This window comes from Streptomyces sp. NPDC029956, from assembly GCF_055574655.1.
The window spans coordinates 215,494-237,204 of record NZ_JBVHZJ010000002.1; the positions used below are offsets into that span (position 1 = coordinate 215,494).

At 71.1% G+C, this 21,711-nt stretch carries 14 protein-coding genes and 1 pseudogene; 7 read left to right on the forward strand and 8 right to left on the reverse strand.

The features are described 5' to 3' along the window. Positions 1 to 109: 109 nt before the first annotated feature. Positions 110 to 703 (reverse strand): flavoprotein, encoded by a 594-nt coding sequence (locus ACZ4XX_RS02165; RefSeq protein ID WP_468506098.1) that lies wholly within the window; start codon positions 701 to 703, stop codon positions 110 to 112. Positions 704 to 968: 265 nt separating this feature from the next. On the opposite strand from ACZ4XX_RS02165, the gene ACZ4XX_RS02170 reads away from it, so the two are divergent. The 5 genes from ACZ4XX_RS02170 (at position 969) to ACZ4XX_RS02190 (ending at position 8,717) form a co-directional block, all read left to right on the forward strand. Continuing rightward, positions 969 to 4,346 (forward strand): non-ribosomal peptide synthetase, encoded by a 3,378-nt coding sequence (locus ACZ4XX_RS02170; RefSeq protein WP_468506099.1) that lies wholly within the window; start codon positions 969 to 971, stop codon positions 4,344 to 4,346. Beyond that, positions 4,343 to 5,983: a GMC family oxidoreductase gene (locus tag ACZ4XX_RS02175; RefSeq protein WP_468506100.1), complete on the forward strand. Its 1,641-nt coding sequence runs from the start codon at positions 4,343 to 4,345 to the stop codon at positions 5,981 to 5,983. The genes ACZ4XX_RS02170 and ACZ4XX_RS02175 overlap by 4 nt, the downstream gene beginning before the upstream one ends. Next, a complete protein-coding gene (locus ACZ4XX_RS02180; protein WP_468506101.1) occupies positions 5,980 to 6,735 on the forward strand; it encodes a thioesterase II family protein in 756 nt (251 codons plus the stop codon). The genes ACZ4XX_RS02175 and ACZ4XX_RS02180 overlap by 4 nt, the downstream gene beginning before the upstream one ends. Positions 6,736 to 6,738: 3 nt before the next feature. Further along, a complete protein-coding gene (locus tag ACZ4XX_RS02185) occupies positions 6,739 to 7,899 on the forward strand; it encodes an acyl-CoA dehydrogenase family protein (protein ID WP_468506102.1) in 1,161 nt (386 codons plus the stop codon). 215 nt (positions 7,900 to 8,114) lie between these two features. Continuing rightward, entirely contained in the window at positions 8,115 to 8,717 is a 603-nt protein-coding gene (locus tag ACZ4XX_RS02190) for a helix-turn-helix domain-containing protein (protein WP_055603314.1), read from the forward strand. Between the two features lie 59 nt (positions 8,718 to 8,776). Here ACZ4XX_RS02190 and ACZ4XX_RS02195 read toward each other — a convergent pair whose 3' ends face one another. Then, a complete protein-coding gene (locus ACZ4XX_RS02195) occupies positions 8,777 to 9,787 on the reverse strand; it encodes an NAD(P)/FAD-dependent oxidoreductase (RefSeq protein WP_468506103.1) in 1,011 nt (336 codons plus the stop codon). A gap of 217 nt (positions 9,788 to 10,004) precedes the next feature. Here ACZ4XX_RS02195 and ACZ4XX_RS02200 point away from each other — a divergent pair, with 217 nt between their 5' ends. After that, entirely contained in the window at positions 10,005 to 10,436 is a 432-nt protein-coding gene (locus ACZ4XX_RS02200; protein ID WP_468506104.1) for a hypothetical protein, read from the forward strand. Positions 10,437 to 10,488: 52 nt separating this feature from the next. On the opposite strand, the gene ACZ4XX_RS02205 is transcribed toward ACZ4XX_RS02200, so the two are convergent. The 4 genes and pseudogenes from ACZ4XX_RS02205 to ACZ4XX_RS02220 all read right to left on the reverse strand — a co-directional run bounded on the left by ACZ4XX_RS02205 (position 10,489) and on the right by ACZ4XX_RS02220 (position 15,733). After that, a complete protein-coding gene (locus tag ACZ4XX_RS02205) occupies positions 10,489 to 12,414 on the reverse strand; it encodes a GmrSD restriction endonuclease domain-containing protein (protein WP_468506105.1) in 1,926 nt (641 codons plus the stop codon). 681 nt (positions 12,415 to 13,095) lie between these two features. Then, a pseudogene (locus ACZ4XX_RS02210) lies at positions 13,096 to 13,397 on the reverse strand (helix-turn-helix domain-containing protein); the annotation flags it as partial. A gap of 325 nt (positions 13,398 to 13,722) precedes the next feature. Beyond that, positions 13,723 to 14,064, reverse strand: a complete 342-nt coding sequence (locus ACZ4XX_RS02215; protein ID WP_468506106.1) for a beta/gamma crystallin domain-containing protein — start codon at positions 14,062 to 14,064, stop codon at positions 13,723 to 13,725. Positions 14,065 to 14,584: 520 nt separating this feature from the next. After that, the gene (locus ACZ4XX_RS02220; RefSeq protein WP_468506107.1) at positions 14,585 to 15,733 is read right to left on the reverse strand and encodes a serine hydrolase domain-containing protein; all 1,149 of its coding nucleotides are present in this window, start codon (positions 15,731 to 15,733) and stop codon (positions 14,585 to 14,587) included. Between the two features lie 358 nt (positions 15,734 to 16,091). Here ACZ4XX_RS02220 and ACZ4XX_RS02225 point away from each other — a divergent pair, with 358 nt between their 5' ends. Further along, positions 16,092 to 19,268, forward strand: coding sequence for an AfsR/SARP family transcriptional regulator (locus ACZ4XX_RS02225; protein ID WP_468506108.1), 3,177 nt, complete (start codon positions 16,092 to 16,094; stop codon positions 19,266 to 19,268). A gap of 225 nt (positions 19,269 to 19,493) precedes the next feature. Here ACZ4XX_RS02225 and ACZ4XX_RS02230 read toward each other — a convergent pair whose 3' ends face one another. After that, complete coding sequence (locus ACZ4XX_RS02230) at positions 19,494 to 20,327, reverse strand: alpha/beta fold hydrolase (RefSeq protein ID WP_468506109.1); 834 nt, start codon at positions 20,325 to 20,327, stop codon at positions 19,494 to 19,496. Positions 20,328 to 20,621: 294 nt separating this feature from the next. Continuing rightward, the gene (locus ACZ4XX_RS02235; protein ID WP_405871057.1) at positions 20,622 to 21,458 is read right to left on the reverse strand and encodes an alpha/beta fold hydrolase; all 837 of its coding nucleotides are present in this window, start codon (positions 21,456 to 21,458) and stop codon (positions 20,622 to 20,624) included. Positions 21,459 to 21,711 lie beyond the last annotated feature (253 nt).

Below are 21,711 nucleotides of genomic sequence, written 5' to 3' on the forward strand. Positions count from 1 at the left end.
GATAAAAACCGAGACCACGGACGTCCCCGATCAACCCCCCACAAAACCGCACCACCCACAGCAGGGCCCCGCCGGATCCGGCGGGGCCCTGCTGTGCGTGGTGCGGAGGTCAGGACGAGGCCCGCTGCTTGGCCAGCAGGTCCTCGATCACCGTCGCCACGGTCTCCGGCGCGGGCAGCGCCGGATGCCGGCTGGCCGTTCCCGTCGTCGGGTCGAACCCGTCGTGCCACTCCGGCTCGTTGACGAGCCCGCCGTCCTCCCGGATCCGCGCGATGTTCCGCTGCACGGCCGCCTTGTGCCACATCCTGGCGCCCATCACCGGGAAGTGGACCACCGGGTAGTCCACCGACAGCGCGACCGTGAGCAGCCGGTTCGGCGCGGCGCCCGCGGCGGCGGAGGCGAGCGTGTGGGCGGTGGCCGGCAGCACCGCGAGGATGTCGTGGTCGGCGGCGAGCCGGGAGGGCTTGTCGGTCGGCCAGTCCGCCGGGGATTCCCCGCTCACCACTCTTTCGGCGAAGAGCGCGACGCTCTCCGGGGAAATGAACGAGGTCGCCGTGTGGGTCAGCAGAACGGTGAACGTGCTGCCTTCGATCTGCCGCCGCATCGCCTCGACATACGCCGGAAGTCCGGTCACCGCGATGGATCCGGTGGCACCGATGAGTATGCGTTTCCCGGTCGATTCCGGGGAGCTTCGAATTCCCATGAGCCGATGATGTCGCCGCCGTCCCGCCGCAGGTCAAGGGGCACGACAGGGCACACCAGAGCGGGTCCAGTGCCGGTCCAGCGGCGGTCCAGCGGCACCGAAATCCTTCGGTCGTCCCTACGGTCCCACCGTATTGAGACCGTTTACCCCCACTGCCTAACGTCGCTTCTCGCAAGGGAATTCGAAAGCCCGGCAGGGCGACCGACGACCCGGGCACGGCATCCGAAAGCCCGGCAGGGCATCCGAGGAAAAGGGACGGACGACGATGGAGGATCTCTTCGCAAGGCTGCGCGGCGGTGCCGGACACCCCCGCCTGGACGAGGACCGGCTCCTCGAACTCAAGCCGCGGCCGGAGCACCGGCACGACCCCTTCCCGCTGACCGACATCCAGCAGGCGTATCTGATCGGCCGCCACAAGGGTCTCGAACTGGGCGGCATCTCCAGCCAGTACTACCTGGAGTTCGACTGTCCCGCCCTCGACACCGACCGGCTCAGCGAGGCCCTGCGCACCGTGATCGCCCGCCACGAGGCCCTGCGCACGGTGGCGGGGACCGACCAGACCCAGCGCGTCGTCCCCGTGGCCGAGGTGGGCCCGTACGACATCCTGGTCACGGACCTCCGCGGCCGGCCCGAGTCGGAGCGGACGGCGGAGCTGGAGCGCGTACGCGCCGAACTGACCGGCCAGGTACTGCCCCTGGACCGGACGCCGCTCCTCGATGTCCGGGCCACCCGGCTCGACGACGACCGGCTGCGCCTCCATGTCGCCGTGGACCTGCTGTTCCTCGACATGCGCGGGCTGTACCGGCTCATGGACGAGTGGCGCCGATGTCACGACGACCCGGCATGGCGGCCCGAGCCGCCGGAGCTGTCGTTCCGCGACTACGTCCTCGCGCGGGAGGAGCTGCGCGGGGACGCCCTGGGCCGGGAGTCGGCCGCCTACTGGGCGGACCGCCTCGACACCCTGCCGGGCGCGCCCGAACTGCCCCTGGCCGCCGCGCCGGAGCAGCTCGGCACCCCCCGCTTCGTACGGCACCGGGCACAGCTCTCCCCCGAACGCTGGGCGGCGCTGCGGGCGGCGGCCGAGCGGCACGGCCTCACCGCGTCCGGTGTGCTGCTCGCCGCCTATGCGGAGGTCCTTCGCACCTGGTCGCGGCGGCAGGAGTTCACCCTCACCGTCACCCAGTTCCACCGGCTCGGCCTGCACCCGCGGATCGAGGACGTCATCGGGAACTTCCTCGACCCGAGCCTGCTCGCCGTCGGCGGCCGCCCCGAGGAGAGCTTCGCCCAGCGGGCCCGCGGCCTGGAGCAGCGTCTCCTGGAGGACCTGGCGCACCCGCACGGCGGCATCCGGGTGCTGCGCGACCTGGCCCGCCGCCGGGACGACGGCCGGGCGGCCCTGCCCGTGGTCTTCTCCAGCACCCTCGGGGCGGCGGGGACCGGCGGGAGCGGGGCGCCCGACGCCGGCCGCCTGGAGTCCTTCGGACCCCTGGTCCACGACCACAGCCGCACGCCGCAGGTGTGGCTGGAGAACCAGATCCTGGAGCTCGACGGCCGCCTCTCGGTCAACTGGAACGCCGTCGAGGGCCTGTTCCCCGCCGGCACCCTCGAGGCCATGTTCGCGGCGTACTCGACGCTGCTCGACCGCCTCGTCGACGAGCCGAAGCTCTGGGACGCCACCCGCGGCATCGTGCCGCTGCCGGCCGCGGAGGCCGAGGAACGCGCCCTGGCCAACGCCACCACCCAGGACATCCCGGCCGCGCTCCTGCACGAACTGGTCGCCGAGGCCGCCCTGCGCACCCCCGAAGCGCCCGCCGTGATCACGCCCGGCACGGAGACCACGTACCGGCAGCTGACGGAGTCCGCCCACCGGATCGCCCACCGGCTGCTCCGCACCCCCGGCGCGGCCCCGAACGAGATCGTGGCCGTGTCGATGCGGCCCGGCGCCGCCCAGTACGCCGCGCTGCTCGGCGTCCTGCACACCGGTGCCGCGTACGTGGCCATCGACCCCGAACTGCCCGAGGAGCGGCGCCTGAAGCTGCTCGCCCGCTGCTCGGTACGGGCCGTGGTGACCGACCCCGAACTGCGCGAGTCGCTTCCCTGGCCGGACGGCGTGACCGTGCTGACCCCCGAGGACGCGGAGACCCTGGCCTGCCCCGAGTGGTCGCCGGGGCGCCGGCAGGGACCCGACGACCTCGCGTACGTCATCTTCACCTCGGGCTCCACCGGTGAGCCCAAGGGCGTGATGATCACCCATCGCAGCGCCGCCAACACCGTCCAGGACATCAACCGCCGCTTCGGCGTCGGCCCGGACGACCGCACCATGGCGCTCGCCCCCGCGGGCTTCGACCTGTCCGTGTACGACCTCTTCGGCGTCCTCGGCGCCGGCGGCACCGTCGTCGTCCCCGACCCCGCCCGCGGCAACGACCTCGCCCACTGGTCCCAGCTCGTCGGCCGCTACGGGGTGACCATCTGGAACAGCGTGCCCGCACCCATGCGGATGTGGATCGACTCCCTGGGCGACGGCGCGGTGCCGCGCGGCTGCCGGCTCCGCCTCGCCCTGCTCAGCGGCGACTGGATCCCCGTCGACCTGCCGGCCCGGATCCGCGAGAAGCTCCCCGCGATGCGGGTGATCAGCCTCGGCGGCGCCACGGAGGGCTCCATCTGGTCGATCCACCACCCCGTCGAGACCGTCCGGCCCGAGTGGTCGAGCATCCCGTACGGCAAGCCGCTCGCCAACCAGACCATGCACGTCCTCAACCAGTGGCAGGAGCCGTCGCCCGTCGGGGTCACCGGCGAGATCCACATCGGCGGCGTCGGTGTGGCCCGGGGCTACCTCGGCGACCCCGAGCGCACCGCCGGACGCTTCCCGGTCCACCCGGTCACCGGGGAGCGGATCTACCGGACCGGCGACCTCGGCCGCTACCTGCCCGGCGGCGACATCGAGATCCTCGGCCGCGAGGACTTCCAGGTGAAGATCAACGGCTACCGCGTCGAGCTCGGCGAGATCGAGGCCGCGCTGTTGCGCCGGCCCGACGTGCGGACCGCCATGGTCACCGCGCCCGCCCACGCCCGTACCGGACAGCGGCAGATCGCGGCGTACGTGGTGCCCGAGGCGGGCGCCACCCCGGACCCGGCCGAACTGCGGGAGGCGCTCGCCGCCGTACTGCCCGGCTACATGGTGCCCAGCCGCTTCCTCACGCTGGAGACCCTGCCGCTGACCACCAACGGGAAGATCGACCACAAGGCGCTGCCCACGCCGTGGAACGACGACGCCGAGACCACCGGCACCCGGGTCGCCCCGCGCAGCCGGGTCGAGGAGCGGCTCTTCGCGCTCTGGTCCCAGCAGCTCGGCCACGGCGACTTCGGCGTCGAGGAGGGCTTCTTCGACATCGGAGGCGACTCGCTGCACGCGGTCGGTCTGCTCACGGTGCTGCGCGCGGAGTTCGGCATCGAGGCGGACATGGAGCAGGAGATGGTCGAGGGCCTCTTCATGAACGCGTCGATCTCGTCCTTCGCCGAACTGATCGCCCCGCTGACGGACTCGGAGCACGCCGGCGAGTCCGACCGGTCCGACCGGCCAGGCCCGTCCGACCGGTCCGACGAGCCCCGGGGCCTCACCGAGTCCGAGGGGTCCGCGGCATGACCACGACGCCTTCCGCGACCCCGGACCCCGGCGTGGCCGCATGGGACCACGTCGTCGTCGGCGGCGGCTCCGCCGGCGCGCTCGTCGCCGCACGGCTGGCCGCCCGCGGCTCCGGCACCGTCCTGCTCCTGGAGGCCGGTCCCGACCAGCCGGTCCCCCGCGACCGTGCCCACCCGCTGGCCGACGCCGGCCGGCTCGTCCTCGCCGGGTTCAACTGGGACTACCGGGCCAACCTCCGCAGCAGCGGCCGTCTGGAGGACCTGCTCAAGGGCGGTGACGGCACCGGGACCCCGGCCCGCGCCCTCTGGGAACGCTTCCCCTACCAGCTCGGCAAGGTCGTCGGCGGCGGCTCCGCCGTCAACGGCGCCATCGCCCTCCGCGGGCTTCCCCGTGACTTCGCCGCCTGGGCGGCGCAGGGCAACCCCGACTGGTCCTGGGAGAAGGTGCTGCCCTTCTACCGGGCCATCGAGAGCGACGCCGACCACCCCGGCCACCCCCAGCACGGCGACGGCGGCCCCCTCCCGATCCGACGGACCCCGCGCGAGCGCGTCCACCCCCTGGACGCCGCCTTCTGGGAGGAGTGCAACCGCCAGGGCGTCACCGACCTCCCCGACCTCAACTCCGGTGAGGAGGCCGGAATCGGCCCGATCCCCGGCAACACGGTCGACGGCGAGCGCATCGACGCCGCCACCGCCTTCCTCGCCGACGCCCGCGACCTGCCCCAGCTCCACGTCCGTCCCGGCGTACGGGTCACCCGGGTGCTGTTCGACCCGAAGGACCGGAGCCGTGCCGTCGGCGTGGAGACCGAACGGGACGGGCGGCTGGACACCGTGCGGGCCCGGCACGTGATCCTCGCCGCCGGGGCCGTCGGCACCCCCGTGATCCTCCAGCGGTCCGGCGTCGGCGACGCGGCCCTGCTCGGGGCCCTCGGCATCGACCCGGTCGCCGACCTGCCCGGCGTGGGCCGCGACCTGGTGGACCACCCGTCCGTCGTCATCTGGTCCCGTCCCGCCGACGGCGTGTGTACGCCGGGCCTGCCCTGGCGCCAGGTGGCGGCCCGCATGAGCAGCGGCTTCGACGACGACGTCGACGTCCAGATGGGGCTCCTCAACAACGTGGAGAGCCACACCATCCCCGGCTTCGTCGACCGGCTCGGCTGGCCCCTGGTCGTCGGCATGTCCGTGATGCTGCTGCGCCCCCGTTCCCGCGGCCGGGTCTTCCTCGACAGCGCCGACCCGCTCGCCTCCCCCGTCATCGAACTCGGCCTCGGGACCGACCCCGAGGACGTCGAGCGCCTCTGTCACGGCGTCCGCAGGGCGTGGGGACTCCTCCGTTCCCCGGGCCTGTCCGCACGGCTGACGCGTACCCAGTTCTGGAGCGACCGCATGGTCGCCAACGACGGCGTGCTGCGCAGCGGGGTCCGGCACATCATGAACCCCGGCTGGCACGCGGCCGGTTCGTGCCGGATGGGCCCGGACTCCGACCCGTACGCCGTCGCCGACCAGGAGGGCCGGGTGCACGGCACCGAGAACCTGCGGATCGCCGACGCCTCGCTCTTTCCCGTCATCCCCAGCGCCCCCACCAATCTGACCACCCTGATGCTGGCCGAGAAGCTGGCCCGGAGCATGAAGGAATGACCGTGCACCCTGTCACGAGCCCTCCGGTGCGGCTCTACTGTTTCCCGCACGCCGGGGCGACCTCGCAGGTCTACCGCGGCTGGCAGACGCTCGGCGAGCCGCAGCTGCGGATCCGGGGCGTCGACGCGCCCGGGCGCGGCCCGCGGCGCCAGGAGCGCAAGGCGGTCAACTACCACGGACTGGTACGGGCCATGGCCGAGCAGGTGGTGACCGATCTGCTCGCCGAGCGCGAACGGGCCCCCGGGCTGCGCTGGGCGACGTTCGGACACAGCTTCGGCGCCACGATGAGCCTCGCGGTGGCCGAGCACGTCGCCCGGCAGACCGGTCTGGCGCCGGTGCGATCGGTGCTCTCGGGGGCCGTGCCGCCGGCGCTCCAACGGCCGGGGGCGCTGCTCGCCGCCGTCCCCGACGACGAGCTCCTCGCCCGTACGGCGGCCGACGGCGGGACTCCGCCCGCGGTGCTCGCCGAACCGACGATGAGCCGGATCCTCCTGCGGATGCTCCGCGAGGACGACTGCGTACGGGCGGAGTTCGCCCGGGAGGCGGCGGGCCTGCGGGTGGACTTCCCGCTCACCCTGATCGCCGCCCGCGAGGACGTGCACGCCCCGCCGGAGCGGGTGTGGCCGTGGTCGGCGCACAGCTCCGCCCAGGTCCACCGGGTGGAGATCGAGGGCGGCCACTTCGCCGCGGTCCGGCGCCCCGAGGAGACGCTGGCGATCATCGGCGACCACACCGACCCCGGGAAGGGCTGAGCCATGGCGCGGAGCACGAGCGGCCCGCGGTCGCGATACGGGCCGGAGCACGAACAGTTCCGGGAGACCTGCCGGGAGTTCCTCAGCCGCGAGGTCGTCCCGCACCACGCCCGCTGGGAGCGGGAGGGCATCGTCGACCGCTCGGTGTGGCGGGCGGCGGGGCGGGCGGGGCTCCTCGGTATCGGCGTCGACCCGGCGTACGGCGGAGGCGGCGAGCCGGACTACCGCTATCCGGCGGTGTTCCAGCGGGAGATCATGTGGGCCCGGGCGACCGCGCCCGGTTTCGTGGCGCACAACGACGTCATCGCCACGTACCTCGCCGAACGGACCACCGAGGACCAGCGCAAACGCTGGCTGCCCGGACTGTGCGCGGGCGAGCTGATCGCGGCCATCGCGATGAGCGAGCCGGACGCCGGCTCCAACGTCGCCGACATCCGAACGACCGCGGTACGGGACGGGGACTCGTACGTCCTCAACGGGCAGAAGACCTTCATCACCAACGGCGAGAACGCCGACGTCGTCGTGGTCGCCGCGAAGACCGCCCCCGACCGCGGCGCCCAGGGCATCAGCCTGCTGGTGGTGGAGCGCGGCACACCCGGCCTCACCCGCGGCCGGCGCATGGAGAAGCTCGGCTGGCACGCCAGCGACACCTGCGAGCTGTTCTTCGACGACTGCCGGGTGCCGGCCGAGAACCTGATCGGCAAGGAGAACGCCGGCCTCGCCTACATGATGGCCGGACTGCCCCGGGAGCGGCTCAGCATCGCGACCGTGGCGGTGGGAGCGGCGGAACGGATGATCGCCGACACGCTGGAGTACGCGAAGACCCGCGAGGCCTTCGGTCGGCCGATCGGCAATTTCCAGCACACCCGCTTCCAACTGGCCACGATGGACACGGAACTGACGATCGCCCAGGTCTTCCTGGACCACTGCGTCACGGAACTCGACGCGGGCCGCCTGTCGGTGACGGACGCCGCGAAGGTGAAGTGGTGGACGACCGAGCTCCAGGTGGACATCGCCAACCGCTGCCTCCAGATCCACGGCGGTTTCGGCTACCTCAAGGAGAGCGCGATCTCCCGCGAGTGGGCCAACAGCCGGGTGCAGACCATCTACGGCGGGACGACGGAGGTGATGAAGGAACTGATCGGCCGCTCGCTGGGCCTCTGACGCGAGCCCTGAGGCGTAGGACGTCCTCCACAGGACCGCCCCGTTCCACCGCGCGCACCACCCCCGACGCGCGAGGGACGGGGCGTCCCCGTGTCGGCCCCGGGGGACGGCGTCCGAGTCGGCCCCGGGGGCGCGCCCGTGTCGCCCCCGGGGGACGGCGTCCGAAAACAGCACCTCTCTTTGCAAATTCCGGAACAAGTGCATGTAATGACGGCGTGGAGCAGCCCTCGTCCATCGCCCAGGCCCTGTCCGCCGTCGGTCCCCGACTGAAGCGCTTGCGCACCGCCCGCGGTGTCACCCTCGCCGCCCTGTCGGAGGTCACCGGAATCTCCAAGAGCACCCTCTCGCGCCTGGAGGCCGGCCAGCGCCGCCCCAGCCTGGAACTGCTCCTGCCCATCGCCCAGGCGCACCAGGTCCCGATCGACGAACTGGTCGGCGCCCCCGACGTGGGCGACCCGAGGGTCCGGCTCAAGCCGCACGCGGTGAACGGCAACACGGTGCTGCCGCTGACCCGGCAGCCGGGCCCGCTGCAGAGCTACAAGATGGTCCTCCCGGCGAGCCGCGACACCCCGGAACTGTGCACCCACGAGGGATACGAGTGGCTGTACGTGCTCTCCGGCCGGCTCCGGCTCGTCCTCGCCGACCACGACATCGTCCTGGACCCGGGCGAGGTGGCCGAGTTCGACACCCGGCTGCCGCACTGGTTCGGCAGCACGGGACAGGGCTCGGTCGAAGTGCTCAGCCTCTTCGGACGCCAGGGCGAGCGCATGCACATCCGCGCCAGGCCGACAGGCCGAACGCCCGCCTCCGGCGACTGAGCCGGAGACGGGCGAGGAGGGGGAGGCGGCGCGGGGACAGACGCCGGATGGCCGGAGGATCAGGCGGCGGGAACGGGCGCCTCGGCCTCGGGAGAACGGCCCCCGGCGGTGTCGACGGAGGCCCGGTGAGCCCGAAGGTCCCGCTGGATCTCCTCGTCCACCAGGTCATGGTTGAGCGCGAAAGCGGCCGCGGCTCCCATGCCGGCCGCGGTGACGGCCTGGGCACGCGAGTCCACCACGTTGCCGACGGCCCACAGACCGGGCCGACTGGTGCGCCCGGCGCGGTCGGTGACCAGCCAGCCCTGCTCGTCACGGTCGCAGCCGAGCCCGTCGAAGGCGGAGTCGTTGGGGCTCATCTTCGGGAAGAGGAAGACACCGGCGCAGTCGACGGTGCGCCCGTCGGTGAGCTCGACGGCGTGCAGCCGCCCGTCCTTGCTGAGCAGGGTGGCCACGGAACCGTCGACCACCTGAACCCCGCGGGCGTCCATGAGCTCGCGCTCGTCCTCGCTCAGAGGCCGGTCGTGGGAGACGTACACGACGTCGTGCGACCACTGCCGCAGCAACAGCGCCTGTCCGGCGGAGGCCGGATGCACCCCGAGCACGACGATCCGCTCGTCACGCACCTCGTAACCGTGGCAGTAGGGGCAGAAGTGCACGTCCCCGCCCCACAGCGCCTGCACACCGGGGATCTCGGGCAGCTGGTCGCGCAGCCCGGTGGCGAGCACGACGTGCCGCGCGTCGAGCGACGCACCCCCGTCGAGCCGCACGACGAAGCCCCCCTCGTCACGCGCCTCGACCTGGTCGACGCGCCCCTCGATCCGCACGGCCCCGTAGCGCGCGATCTCGGCCCGCCCGGTCTCGAGCACGGTCAGCGGCGACACTCCGTCACGCGAGAGGAAGCTGTGCATATGAGCCGAAGGAGCGTTGCGGGGCTCCCCGGCATCGACCACGGCGACACTGCGCCGCGCCCGCGCGAGCACGAGCGCGGCATTGAGCCCACCCGCCCCGCCGCCTATGACGATCACGTCGTACGAGATTCGGACACTGCTTTCCTTGTGGGCGCCGGTCATGGCGATCACCTCCGCCGCCAGGGTGCGGCTCCACCCGAAACCAGAACAATCTTTGTTGCCATTTCCGGGACGCCCGGCGAGCGGCCCACCCGTACGCCCCCGGTGGTCCGCCGACGGCCGCGCGCGGGCCGGGCGGCCCGGTCGAGCGCTGTGATTCCCGAGTAGCGGCGGCTCTCCAGCGTCCGTGCTCCCCGAACCTTCCCGGAGGAGCACTCCGATGCACCTGCCACGATCGCCCCTGCGCAGATCCGCCGCCTGGGCGGCGGCCGCTCTCGCCGCCGCCGCCGTACTGACCGGCCCACCCGCCGTGGCGGCCGACGGCGCGCCGACCGCCACCGTGGACTCCGCCCTGCTGAACGCCGTCGACGAGGGCGGTGAGGCACAGTCCTTCGTCGTACTCAAGGACCGGGCCGACCTGTCCGGCGCCAGGAAGCAGCAGACGCACGCGGCGGGAGCCGAGGCGGCCCGGCACGCCCTCGCAGCCGCGCGCAACGTGCCGGGGACCCGGGGGCAGGGGCTGCAGGCCCGGGCACCGGAGGGCACCCGGGAACTGACCCGCGCCGAGTCGTCGGCCGAGTCCCTCCCCTACCCGGCGGGCACCCGCCGAGCGGCGTGGGGCAGGGGCCTGCTGCCCGAACCCGAACACTGAAGTCCCCGGGCCGCCACGCGTGTCAGGGCGGACGGGAGTGCGCCGACAGGGCCTAGCGGATGCTCTGCAGCAGGCTCCCCGTGGCGGTGACCGTCCAGAAGATCCACCCGTTGCGGTTGGGGTTGACGTGCGGGTTGACGGCCCGCACCACAGCCACCGCCGCCCCGCTGGGCGACTCGTACTCGCCTCGGCCGGGACCGGAGTGAACCGTCACGATGCGGGACGAGGGATCGTAGAAGGCCCGGGCGCTCTGCCCCTCATAGACCGCGTGGACCTCGATGCCCTGCTCGGTCCTGAGCTCCTGAACCTGCGCTCGGAGGAGCGTGGGGGTGGCTCCGTCCTCTGCGATCACCGCCTCGTCGTCCGGCAGTTCGTCGGTGTCCTGGTGAGTTGTTCGCCCGGTGTGAGCGGGGAGCTCCAGCATTCTGTTGAGGACGTCGACGAGCAGAGCCCTGCGCTCGGCAAGGAAGTCGGGGAACCGATCGAGAGACCGCAGCTCCGGATCGTCGGGGATCCACTGTTCGGCCAGCCGTTCGGTGGCGATGTCCTGCATGTACGCGGCGGGGAGCCTGGACGAGATCATCTTGTTGGTCCGACCGGTGACGAAGGCCAGGTTGGCCAGGCTGTTCCACTCCTCCTTCGCATACACCGGCTGCACCCGCGCACGCGGGAACACGTGATGGAACTCGATCTTCGCGCCGGTGTTCATCGGCTGGTCGCTGATCGTGATGTTGGTCGCCCAGTCCCGCGCCCCGCCTCGCAGCGCGGCGATGTAGAGCAACCTGAAGAAGGGATGAGTGGAGTACTTCTGCTCCAGGTCCCTGGGGTGGAGGGAGCTGTCGGCGGAGCGGGGTCCGGAGGCCCGGCGGATGAGTTCGACGAACAGGTCGTCTCCGCCCCGTGCCCGGATGAGCCTGTACTCCGCTTCCAGCTTCCCCTCGACCTGCAGCGAGTAGTGGCTGAACGCCATCGCCGTATAGACCCACCGGCGCAGCGACTCCGCCTCGCCCGGGCGCAGTGTGCCACCCCGTTCGTGCAGCAGGAGCGCCGGCACGATGGTGAGGTTGGGAGAAGAGAGGATCTCGGACCGCGGAATCGAGCAGTCCGCCCGCAGAAAGTCGATGGCCAGACGCAACGCCCCTTCGGTGGCCTGCCAGGCTTCCTTCAGTGCGGCTTCGTCGATCTCCGCCCCGATGAGCTTGATGTGGTGTGCGCCAGTCCCCGCGAGAAGGCTCATGAGGCGAAGTACGGCCTCCCTGTTCAGCGCGAAGTCGCTGTCCTGGAGCTCCTGGTGGAAGGCGTCCATGGTGTCCAGGCCGTCGGACCACCGTGCCGCGATGGCGCTGTACACGAGATCGCCCTTGGACAGCCGGCGACCGCCCTTGTTCAGGCGAGCGAAGAGCTCCGCGACCTCCTCGTAGTCGTCGGACTCATGGGTGATGACAGCGATCTGGTGGTGCCGGATGTTGTTCACCTTCTGCAGCCGCCGCGTCCAGGCGTCGAAATCCGGACTCTCGAACGACACACCGGCGTCGCGCAGAACCTGGTAGAACTGCACGTTCTCCTGGAGCAGCAGCGACACGGGAAACAGCAGGGGGTCCTTGCGCTGAACCGCGCTCGGATTGACGAACTCCTCTGTACGTACGTCGAAGCGCAGGTCGATGAGACGGCCGTCGGCCTTCGACGCAGGTCGGTACACCCATGCCAGGGAAGTCAGCCGCTGCTGGCCGTCCAGCAGATAGAGGGGCTGATGCTGCGATGTGGCGGTCTGGACGACGGCAGCCGTCTTGAAGGGAACGGTCAGGTTCGTCTTCCAGAGCAGCAGGGCGCCGACGGGGTATCCCCGGTAGAGCGAGTCGAAGAGGTCTCGAACGTCCGGCCGCATCCATACGAAGTCACGCTGGATGGAGGGGATCACGACCCTGCCGGTCAGCAGGTCCTCCACCTGAGAGATGATCTTCTCGTTCGCCAGCCCCATGTTCCCCCCAGCTCGTCGTCGGCCATGGGCATGCTACCGACCGTCAGTGACACAGCGTCAGGAACGCGGAAAGCGAAGAGATCCGACCCGCGACCGCGCCTGCTTCCCGCCCGACGGACGCACGTCCGAACGGGCGCGCGCTCGCCGAACTGCGGGCACCGCCATCGCCGGAGGAGAGCGAAGCGCAGGACTCCACGCTGCGGGTGCCCTTCAATGAGGGTCATGAAGAGCACACCGGGCTTCGACGAGGGCGACCTGCGCCGGTTGGCGGGACCACGCTCGTTCGAGCGGAGTCAGGACCACCTGTCCTCCGTCTCCGCGCTGGAGATCTCGGAAAGGACGATCACCGCGACCGTCGACGGCAGCGACGTCTACGAAGTGCTTCCTGGGGCAGCTCGACACCCGGCCCTTCGCCTGCCACATCGCCCTGGGCACGCGGGACACGTTCACCGCCTACACGACCACCCTGCGCGCCGACGAGAGACGCAAGCGCAAGCTGATGACCCTGCTCGACCAGCACGGGCTGTGACGCCCGTGCCTTCCTGCATGGCTCGATCGGAAGGAGGCCGAGCAGACGACAGAACCCGGGAAGCCCCAGCTCACGCGTCCTTCTTCACCGGCTCGAGGATCGCCACGCACGCCACGTGGTGCGTCCTCACAAACATGTAGGGCTACAAACGGCGCCCCGGAGATCAACAGCGCCTGCCCGAGCAGGTCGGTCACGACCTGCGTGTTCACGCCATGGCGGCGGTGCTTGTGCGAAATGCCGGCCCGACCCTCGCCCAGGCGGTCGCGCCCGGTCAGGGTCCCGTCGAGCAGGACGCACTCCGGTTCATGCTCGCGCGCGGTGCCGACCGAGATGCCGAAGTCCGGCTGCCATCTGGGCCCGGGGGTCGCGCTTGCGCAGGTACACCAGAGCGACGGGAGCGCATTGTTGCGGCAGGAGCCTGCAGCGGCGTCACGCTCGCCGACGAGATGAGCATCGTCCCCCGCTCCACCAACGCAGGGGACAGGGCGAGTGCGGCGGGAGAGCGGCCCAACGAGGCACCTGAGCTGAAGAGTTGAGACTGCGAACGTCTCTCTCAACGGCACAGGTGCCTCGTGCATTGCGTCCTTGGCGGCGACCGTATCGGCGGCCACTCCGAAAAGGGTCAATAGACCCATCGCAGCGACGTCATGCAGCCATGTGGACGACTGCAGCCGCGGCCCCGCCGCGCCCCCACCTCCGCGACACGGTGGGTTCCAGAATCGAGTGCCTGCGCCCTGGCTGACGAGGACCCGCTGTCACCTCGTTCGCGGCGATGGGCGCTACCAGATCCTGATCTTCGTGATCTTGTGGATGGGCTCGCCGGGGACGTTGCCGAAATGCCACTTGTCCACGGTCGCGCTGGTCGCCGGCGCGCCCAGCCTCGGCACGTACTCCAGCGTGACCTTGTTGTCTCCGGTCCAGATCCGGTCCACGCCGTAGATCGCCACGCTCTGCACGCCAGCGTTGGCGAAGCAGAGGGAGCCGCCCGCGTTGTGAAGCGACAGGAGACCCAATCCGTTGCAGTCGGTGCGGTTGATGGCGTACGCCGACGAAGCCGGCAGCACGACGGCCATGGCTCCGGCCGCCGCGACTATCGCGAGGCGTGTGATGAAGCGCTTCACTGGTGAGTTGTTCCTTCCATGGTGATGTGGTGCCGCCGAGGGCTACAGCGCACGGCGGCACCGCGGGGACGCACGCGCGTCCCATCAGAGCAACGGGGGAAAAGGCGCTCCCGTTCACCACTTCAGTGCCTTGCTTCGGAGGCGGTCGCGATCTCCCTCCACGTCTGTTGGCCCCTCACCCTCAGGCGCGTCTCCACGCTCCCGGCGGAACGCCGGGGCCGGCGCGCCCCACCGACCGGATGCCGCCGAGCCACTCCGTCGCGAGGGCCAGGAGCGTCACGGAGGTCCAATTCGGCAAGCCGTTCACGCGCCCGGTTCATGCGGGCAAGGCCGGCCACCGCCCTCGGGAAGACATCGGACGGAAGCATCCCGGGCGTCGTCAGGGCGTCCCGCGGCCAGCAGGGCGCCACCGGGGAACTGGGTCGGCTGGTGTCAGCGTGCCGCACATGCCGAGACCTGTGGGGCACGTCTCCGCCCACCGAGCTCTCGGTCCCGGCCTCCAAGGCGGAGCCGCCGGCCGTCAGTCGGTGGAGTCCAGGACTTCGTAGACATGCCTGATGTAGTCATGGGTGCGCTCCGAGCCGAGGATCCCGTCGCCCAGCCGGTTCATCGTGTACGAGAACGTGACGCGCCGGTCCAGGTCCATCATGACGATCGAACCGCCCCGGCCGACCCAGAAGCAGACCCTTCCGGTGGGCATGTGCGGCACCGTCCTCGCATCGGCGAGCGCGAAGCCGATGCCCCAGCGCACGGGAACACCCAGGAACAGGTCGACCCCGTCCGCCTGTACGTCGAGGACCTTCTCCACCGTCTCCTCGGAGAGGAGGCGGTGGCCGTTCACCTGGCCGCGTCGTGAGATCGCCGAGAGGGCGCGGGCCATGCCTCGTGCGTTGCCGTGTCCGTTGACGGCGCCGAGTTCGGCGCGCCGCCACTGCGGGGTGTCGACATGCTCGTCCCTGGCGGGACTTCCGAGCAGGGTCTTGGTGAAGATCCCCTCGGGATCGAGGCCGGCGGGTATCCCGGAGAGCTGCGACGGGGCCACCAGCTCGGCGATGCGCGACCAGTCGGCCTGCCGCGCACCGATCTGGACGTCGGCCCGCGACGGCTTGGCGATCTCCGTGTCGACGAACTCGGTCAGGGTACGGCCGCTGACCCGCCGGACGAGCTCTCCCACAAGCTGCCCCTGAGTCTGCACGTGATAGCCCGAGGCGCTGCCCGGCTCCCACCAGGGCGCCTGCGCGGCCAGCCGGGCGCTCGCGGTCGGCCAGTCGTACAGATCGTCCATGGTGAAGGGCTGCTGCCAGCCGGAGAGCCCCGAGGTGTGCGCCAGGACATGCCGCACCTCGATGTCCTGCTTGCCCTGAGCAGCGAATTCGGGCCAGTAGTGCGCGACCGGGCGGTGGAGGTCCAGTGCCCCCCGGTCCACGAGGACGAGGGCCGCCAGACTGCTCAGGGTCTTGGTGGTCGACCACAGGTTGACCACCGTGTCCCGGCGCCACGGAACGGTCCGCGCCTCATCGGCGTGCCCACCCCACAGATCGACTTCCATGACGCCGTCGACATCGACGGCGATCGACGCCCCCACCTCCTCTCCGGACTCCAGGTGCGCTGCCAGCGCTGCTCGGACCGGTTCGAACCGGGTGGTGCTCGTTCCTTCGACCTTGACCATGTCTCTTCTCCACTTCTGACGACGACCGTCCGATCGGTCAACGGAACGAATGCCCCGCTGGTTCACGCGTCAGCGCAGGTGAGGGGCATGTGCCTGGTGGAGGCCCTTGCGGCAGGAGGTCACGTTCAAGACGCCGAGTGGCGTCCTGCTAGTGTCCTGTCCGGTATGCGGGAAGCGGACGACGGGGTCCTCGCCGCTCCGATCACCTCGCCCCCCTCTCGGCGGTCAGGTCACCGCGACGGGAGTCGCGCGGACTCGGTTGTCGCCACAGCGGCAGCGGGTCGTCCACCCTTCCGAGGGTCATGGTCGTGTGTGCTTCCGATGGTGGCGCCGTCGAGCGGAGTTCTGGGTGGGTACGGTGACAGCTTCAGGGCAGGATCTCGACTTCGGGCTGCTGGGGCCGCTGGTGGTACGGCGGGCGGGCTCGGTCCTCGATCCGGGCCGGCGCAGGCAGCGCCTGCTGCTGGTCCGCCTGCTGCTCGCCGACGGCCGGGCGGTCGCCCCGGAGACGCTGTGCGAGGAACTGTGGCCGTACCAGCCGGGACGGACGCCGGGCGGAGCGATGGCCTCCCTGCACGCCCACGTCAGCAAGGTACGCGCGGTCCTGGAACCCCGGCACCTGCGCCGAAAGGGCGTCTGCGAGGTACTGGTCACCGAACCCCTGGGCTATGCCCTGCGGGTGCCGCCCGAGAGCCGTGACACCGTGCGCTTCGAGCGGGCCCTTGCCCAGGCGCACCGGTTCATGGACCAGGGCCGGCCCGAACGCGTCGTGGAGGAGAGCCGAAAGGCCCTGGGGATGTGGCGCGGCACCGCGTTCGCCGACGCCGCGCACCATCTGTTCGCCGTCAACGAGACAGCACGCCTGGAAGAACTGCGGCGGACCACCCGCGAGATCCGTACCACTGCCCTGCTCCTGCAAGGACGGATCAGCGAGGCCCTGGACGAGGCCCAGGAGATGACCGCAGAGCATCCCCTGCGGGAGACCGGCTGGGCCCTGCTGCTGCGCGCCCTGTATCTGGCCGGCCGGCACCCCGAAGCGCTTCAGCGCTATGCCGACCTGCGCCGGCACCTCGCCGACGAGCTCGGCCTCGAACCCGGCCCATCCCTACGCGCACTGCACCACGGCATCCTCCACCACGATCTGCCAGCCCTTCGCTCAGTCGATGAGCTGAACAGGTTCGGCGCGGCATCCGTCTCCGGCGGGGGTACAGGACACGGACGCGCTCCGCTCGGGCCGGCCACGTCCGGGGCGCCTGAGCAGGTCGAGGCGACCGCCCCCCTCGGCCAGGCAGACGACGAACAGGCCGACGCCGCCGGTCGGTCCGACGCGAGTCGCGGCCTGGGCGCGGCTCTCGAGGAAGTCGCGTCGCCGCCCCGGACGCGTCCAGCACAACTGCCGCGCGGCCTGGCGGTGTTCGCGGGGCGTGAGACGGAGGGCTCGTGGCTGTCGGCCGTGAGCGGTGCACCGGGCCGACCTGGAGCAACCGCTGCCTCCGCCGTCGTCATCAGCGGTGCTCCCGGTGTCGGCAAGACCACCTTCGCCGTCCACCACGCCCACCAGATCACCTCCTCCTTCCCGGACGGACAGCTCTTCGTCAACCTGTGCGGGTTCCACCCCCACGCACCCGCCGTCGAACCCGGTGACGCCCTGCACGGCTTCCTCACCGCCCTCGGCGTCCCCGCCCAGGACATCCCCGAGGACACGCCCGGCCGCAGCACCCTCTTCCGCAGCCTCCTCGTCGACCGGCGGATCCTCCTCGTCCTGGACAACGCCCGCGACGAACAGCAGGTCCGTCCCCTGCTGCCCGCCGGCGACGGTTGCCTCACCCTGATCACCAGCCGCAACCAGCTTCCCGGCCTGATCGCGTCGGAAGGCGCCAAACCCCTCACCCTCGCACTGCCCTCACAGGCGGAGGCCCATCAAGCCCTCGAGCGACGCCTGGGCACCGGACGACTGGCCGCCGAGCCCACCGCCGCGGCCGACATCATCCGCCTGTGCGGACGGCTTCCCCTGGCCATGGCGGTGGTCGCCGCCCGCGCCGAACTCGATCCCTCCTTCCCCCTTCACTCCATCGTCGACGACCTGCGGCACACCCACGGCCTGGACGCGTTCGCCGGCTTCGACTCCACCACCGACGTACGCGCCGTCTTCTCCTGGTCCTACCAGTCCCTTGACGAGCCCGCGGCCCGGCTTCTCCGTCTCCTGGCTCTGCACCCCGGCCCGCAGATCACCGCGCCCGCCGCCGCCAGTCTCGCGGGCCTCCCCCTCCCCCAGACCCGCCGCGCACTCGCCGGTCTGGCCGGCTCCTGTCTCGTGGAACAACCGCTGCCCGGCCGCTACGGCCTGCACGACCTCCTGCGCGGCTACGCCGCCGAACTCACCCACACCCACGACGACACCGGCGAACGCCGCGCCGCCACCCTCCGGGTCCTGGACCACTACATGTTCACCGCCCACGAGGCCAACCAGTTCCTCAAGCAGGACACACCGCCCGACCTCGACCTCGGTGCACCCGCCCCAGGCGTCACTCCGGAGGTCCTCACCACCGTCAAGCAGGCGACCCGATGGCTCGCCGCCGAGCACCGGGTGCTGACCGGCCTGCTCCACACCGCCGTCGGCCAGAAGCTGGACCACCACACCACCGGCCTCGCCTGGTCACTCAAGGAACATCTCAACCGTCAGGAGTTCTGGCCCGAGGCCATCACCGCGCTGACCCCTGCCCTCGAAGTGGCCCGACGCCAGAACAACCTTCTCGAAGAAGGCCGTTGCCTGCGCCACCTCGGCCACATCCACGGCTACCTCGGCCACCAGGAGCAAGCCCTTCACCACCTGCAACGCGCCACCTCGATCTTCGAGGAGCTCGACGCAACCGGTGAGCAGGCACGAGCCCACTACGTCACGGCGTGTGCGCTGTTCCTGTTCGGCCGGACCGAGGAGGCCGTGACGTTCTCCGAACGGGGACTGGAGCTGTCCCGGGCGACGGGTGAGGAGTTGTGGTTGGCGGAGTGTCTCGTCGAGCTGGCCTGGTTCCACTCCAACCTGGGGCAGCTCGACAAGAGCCTTGTGTACAACGAGGAGGGCATCGCCTTGTTCCAGCGCCTCGGCGCGCCGTGGCAGCTGGCCCAGGCGTGGGACATCCTGGGCCACAACCTCCGCATGCTCGGCCGTTACGAGGAATCGATGGCCACCTACCAGCGGGCGACGCGGGCGTTCGAGGAACTGGGCGACCACAGGAACGCCATCGGCACGCTGATGCGGCTCGGCGACACCCGGCTGGCCCGGGGCGACCGGGAAGGCGCGCGGGCTGACTGGGTCCAAGCCCTCCGAAGCGCCGACGAGCGAGCGATGTCCCACAGCGCCCAGCAGGTCCGTGACCGGCTCACCGCCCTGGACATGGACACGGGCCCCACGCCCCCCTTCCCGGAGAGGGCGGAGGGGAGCCATCGGCTGCCGGTCCCGAGGAACGGGGACCCTGTGCGTCAGGACTCCGAGTGGGACGGTTCGGCGGATGGCCACTCGTCCGCCATCCGCTGAGTTCCTGCCGGCCCAGGAGGTTTCTTCTGCGGTCCCGGACGGTCCGGGACCGCATACGGCTCCACACCTGAGTGCCGGCCGGTACGGCGGTCCCCCGCGTCGGGATCACCTGAGCCCCGGCCTTCATCGTTGCCGTGCTGCCGGGACAGCGCCCCGTCACCGTGCGACGGTGACGGGGCGCCTGCGGGTCGCCATCCGGCCGGTGTGAGGCCGCGGACTCCGCTCCTACTTGGCGAGGAAGGCGAGGAGGGCGTCGGTGACCTCCTGGGCGTGGGTCCACAGCAGGCCGTGCGGGGCGCCCTCGACGACGACGTAGTCGGCCTGCGGGAGCGCCTTGCGGAAGAGCTCGCCGGTGGCCTCGATGGGCAGGATGCGGTCGGCGGTGCCGTGCAGGATCAGTGCCGGCACGTCGATCTTCCGGATGTCGGCGCGGAAGTCGGTGGTCCACGTGGAGACGCAGGCCAGCGAGGCGTACCAGGAGGCGCCGGCGGCCACGTTCCAGCTGTTGCGGACGGCCTCCTCGCTGATCCGGGTGCCGAGGTTCTCGTCCAGGTTGTAGAAGTCCTGGTAGAACGCGCTGAAGTAGGCGTACCGGTCGTCGGTGACGGCCTGCTTGATGCCCTCGAAGACGCTCCCGTCGACGCCTTCGGGGTTGTCGTCGGTCTTGAGCAGGAACGGTTCCAGCGAGGCGAGGAAGGCAGCCTTGGCGACCCGGGCGGAGCCGTGGGTGCCGAGGTAGCGGCCGACTTCGCCGGTGCCCATGGAGAACCCGACGAGAACGGCGTCCTGGAGGTCGAGGGTCTCCATGACGGTGTTCAGGTCGGCGGCGAAGGTGTCGTAGTCATAGCCGGTGGTGGGCTGGCTGGAGCGGCCGAATCCGCGCCGGTCGTAGGTGATGACCCGGTAACCGGCCTTCAGCAGGGCCGCGGCCTGCTTCTCCCAGGAGTGGCCGTCGAGCGGGTAGCCGTGGATCAGCACGACCGGCCGTCCGGTGCCGTGGTCCTCGTAGTAGAGGTCGATGGTGGTGGAGTTCTCCTGGCCGACGGTGATGAACGGCATGGTGGTTTCTGCCTCTCGATGTGGGTTGTGGTGCGAGGTGGTGGCTCGGGGCCGGTCGGCGGTCCATACAAGCCCCGACCTGGGGTGTCCGGTGTCGGCGCCTCGTCACCGGGGAAACGGTGACGGGGCGAGCGCGGTTCACCGTCTGGCCGAAAAGGGACTACTGACGCGGCCGGAGGGCAAGGGGGTTCGGTGACCTCAAGGGCGCGGATCCACAGCAGACCGTGCGTGGCGTGCTCGGCCCGGGGAGGCGCCCGTCGGGGCGGCTCCCCTGCCTGGATCGACAGGTCCCGGTCAGCGGACCGTACGGGCCGCCTTCTCCACGATGCGGGCGACGGCGTCGGGACGCGAGACGGTCACCGCGTGCGAGGCGTCGATCTCAGTCGTGCGGGCGTGTGCCCTGGCCGACATGAAGCGCTGGGCCGCCACGGGGATGTTCCGGTCCCCGGTGGTGACCAGCGACCAGGAGGGAATCGTCTTCCAGGCGGCACGGGTGGAGTTCTCCTCCAGCGCGGCGGCGGCGATCGGACGCTGTCCGGTGGCCATGAGCCTCGCCTTGTCCGCAGGGACGTCCGCGGCGAACTGCTGGTGGAACTTGTCCGGCTTGATGAAGACGTCAGCTCCCGAGGCTCCGTCGGGAAGCGTGTAGTTCACCGGGGCGATGACCTGGCCAAGGGTGCTGCCGGGGAACTTGTTCGTCAGCCCCAGCGAGCTCTCGCCCGTGTCGGGCAGGAACGCGGCGATGTAGACGAGAGCCTTGACCTTTTCCTCCAGGCCCGTGGCGGCCTGGCTGATGACGGTGCCTCCGTAGGAATGGCCGACCAGGACCACCGGGCCGTCGATGTGCTCGACGACGCTGCGCAGGTAGGCGGCGTCGACGGCCGGTCCGCGCAGCGGGTTGGCGGCGGCCACCACCGGGTAGCCGGCCCGCTGCAGCCGCTCGACGACTCCGTCCCAGCTGGAGGCGTCGGCGAACGCCCCGTGCTCCAGCACGATCGTCGGCCGGACCGGCTGGCGGGGCGTGGCGCCGGCCGTGCCGGGCAGGGCGAGGGCCGTGACGGAGAGGCCCACGGCCGCGACACCGAGCAGGGTGACCAGTCGGGCGGGTCTGGTCGGTCGGGTGATGCGCATCTTCGATGTCCTTCTGTATAAGGGCTGTCGCCGTGATGGGGCGGGGTCGGCAAGGCGAACCCGGCTCCGACGAGAAACACGGCACAGCGTTAAGCCGTAGTCGATTGAGTTGCGTGCAATTGAAGTTGGCGTGAAGGCCCGTCCTGCCTGATCGGACGGTGGCGGCCCCGGAGCCTGTACGGCCCTGCCGCCCCGCCTGCTGCCGGCACAACGGCCGACAGGGTTGACGTCCTGTCAGGGCTTTCGTGCGCCC